Origin of the sequence: Vibrio sp. D431a, from assembly GCF_030248655.1 — a bacterium.
GTDB lineage: Bacteria > Pseudomonadota > Gammaproteobacteria > Enterobacterales > Vibrionaceae > Vibrio > Vibrio alginolyticus.
Genome location: NZ_JAHGAP010000048.1, coordinates 1 through 2,100 on the forward strand (window position 1 = coordinate 1; position 2,100 = coordinate 2,100).

Consider the following 2,100-nt stretch of genomic DNA (forward strand, 5'->3'; position numbering starts at 1 on the left):
AGATAAGTGCAAGGGGCTTTATCATTTACAGCTAGCGCTAGAGTATGGTGGTGTAGAGTATGTAAACGAGTATATAGTTCGTTCCAAAGGCGTTGAGTGCACGGCGCATACTGTTGAGTAGTGCTACATAACAAACTGCTCAATAGGGATTCGCAACGCGTGGCATTTTCACTATGCGTTGGTTTTATTGTTTAAGGTGGTATGCGGCGGCTTCGGTATTGCGTTGCTCACCCCTTAACAGGGCGTTATGTGCCAGAAGGAGTACAAATGAAATTTGAGTTTTTCTCTGATACGGAAAACTTTGCATTCAAGGTTGATGAACCAACACAGTGCTCAATTTGTTTTAAAGTAGGCATATGGTTCGACGCTGGAATGTACCCAGGGCAAAATGACATCGATTGTATATGTGATTCTTGTTTGTCTTCTGGCGCTTTGATAGAACTAGATATTGAACCTAACGATTGCGCTGAGAGTGATACAGAAGACTCAAAGACGGTCACCTATAAAACTCCATCCTTACCATGTTGGCAAGAGCATGAGTGGCCATTTATTAGTGGCCAGTATCCAGTTTTTGAGCGAATAGCTTCAAAAGAGGACTTCACAGATAAACAAGAATTCATTGAAGCTTATATTCCGGAAGATACCGATGCAGACTTTGATTGGTTATGGGCAACGTTACCGAATGAAAGGCTTAAGAATTACAAAGAGGCTGGTAATGTCTCAGTATATTTGTTTAGTCTTGGTAAACGGAAATATTGGTTTTTCGATTGTAACTAGCACATAACAAAGCGTTTAAGACAGATTCCCAACGCTTGGTATTTTTCATTCCATCGTTGGTTTTTGTGTTTACGGTGGTATGGTCAGATTTCGTGGTGGCGTTGCTCACTACTTAACGCGGCGTTATGCGACAAGGCTAAGTTTTTAGGTTTCTCCAATTTCGCTCTCTTTGACCATTCGCTTTTTGGTTTCGGCAAATCAGCATTGTCGGCTCAAATTCTTGAATCACTTAAACCGTAAAACATGTCAAAGTTCGTGAAATTGCCTCATTAAAAATCGCATTTGGGCGCGGAAAGTTTTCGGGCGCAAAGTGTGGAAAGGGCAAGTTTACGGAAAGTTGGTATTCGCTGAAATTTCGGCTCGTTAAGTTTCTCGCAAGCAAAAGCTAATTCTTCGCTTTAAGCTCGCGTCCAGCGCTTGTGGCGGCCTTTTTATTAAATGTTGAATTCGTTGGTTCTTGAATCACAAAAAGTCATCTGTGCGTTTGTAGTTTTTCGTGTTTAAGGTAATGTTTTCGTTAGTCAATTTGGCGTTGTCGAAACTTCGCATAACAAACAATTCAAGCAGATTCGCAACGCGTGGCAGTTTTGGTTTGCAGTGAGTTTTGTGTTTTAGGCGCAATGCGGTAGCTTTTGTATTGCGTCGCTCACTACTTAATTGGGCGTTAGTTGCCCAGTCGACATAATTAGTCCGTTGGGAATTTTTGTTTTTGGTGTAGCACACGCATAACTCGAATGATATCACCTTCAACCCAGTAGGAAACAATCATCGAAATCTCAGGAATAATGAGCAATCGCCCTCTAATTCCGTCACGCTGGACTCCCATATGAGGTTGTTCTAAAAGGTTCTCAACTTTTGCTTCAATAATATCGTCGGTTTTGTCAGCAGCTTCGGGGTTGAAGTCGTAGAGAAACTCAAAGATCTTTTCGCGATCGTTGAGAGACTCTTCTTCCCACAAAATCATAATTTGCCTCGGTTACGGATTTTAGCTTTACGCTCGGCCATACGAGATTTAGCTGACTCATGGTCAACAAAAGTGGCTTTTCCTGAGTCAAACTTCTCAAAAGCTAAGTTAACTTGTTCAGTTAACCATGCGTCGTGAGATAAAGTCTTTCTCTGTTGATCAGCTAGTTGCTCAGTCAGTTCACGACAAGCATCACTTAGTGTTCTGCCTTGGCTTTCAGCCATTTGTTGGGCTAGTCGCTTCGTTTCTTCATCAACACGAAATTGAATTCTAGTGTCCATGATGCACTCCATCTTTTATGTGTGTACAAATGTTAGCACTAGGTTTTAAGTTGGGCAACTAACAATCTGTTCAAGAGG

Annotated in this window: 3 protein-coding genes; 1 reads left to right on the plus strand and 2 read right to left on the minus strand. The window is 41.7% G+C overall.

What is annotated here, in order from left to right:
- Positions 1-267 precede the first annotated feature (267 nt).
- Positions 268-777 (plus strand): CbrC family protein, encoded by a 510-nt coding sequence (locus KJB35_RS26330; RefSeq protein ID WP_285358809.1) that lies wholly within the window; start codon positions 268-270, stop codon positions 775-777.
- Between the two features lie 685 nt (positions 778-1,462).
- On the opposite strand, the gene KJB35_RS26335 is transcribed toward KJB35_RS26330, so the two are convergent.
- Together KJB35_RS26335 and KJB35_RS26340 are read right to left on the minus strand one after the other, a co-directional pair.
- Positions 1,463-1,741, minus strand: a complete 279-nt coding sequence (locus tag KJB35_RS26335) for a type II toxin-antitoxin system mRNA interferase toxin, RelE/StbE family (RefSeq protein WP_025796573.1) — start codon at positions 1,739-1,741, stop codon at positions 1,463-1,465.
- A complete protein-coding gene (locus tag KJB35_RS26340; protein ID WP_005497249.1) occupies positions 1,738-2,022 on the minus strand; it encodes a type II toxin-antitoxin system RelB/DinJ family antitoxin in 285 nt (94 codons plus the stop codon). The genes KJB35_RS26335 and KJB35_RS26340 overlap by 4 nt, the downstream gene beginning before the upstream one ends.
- Positions 2,023-2,100 lie beyond the last annotated feature (78 nt).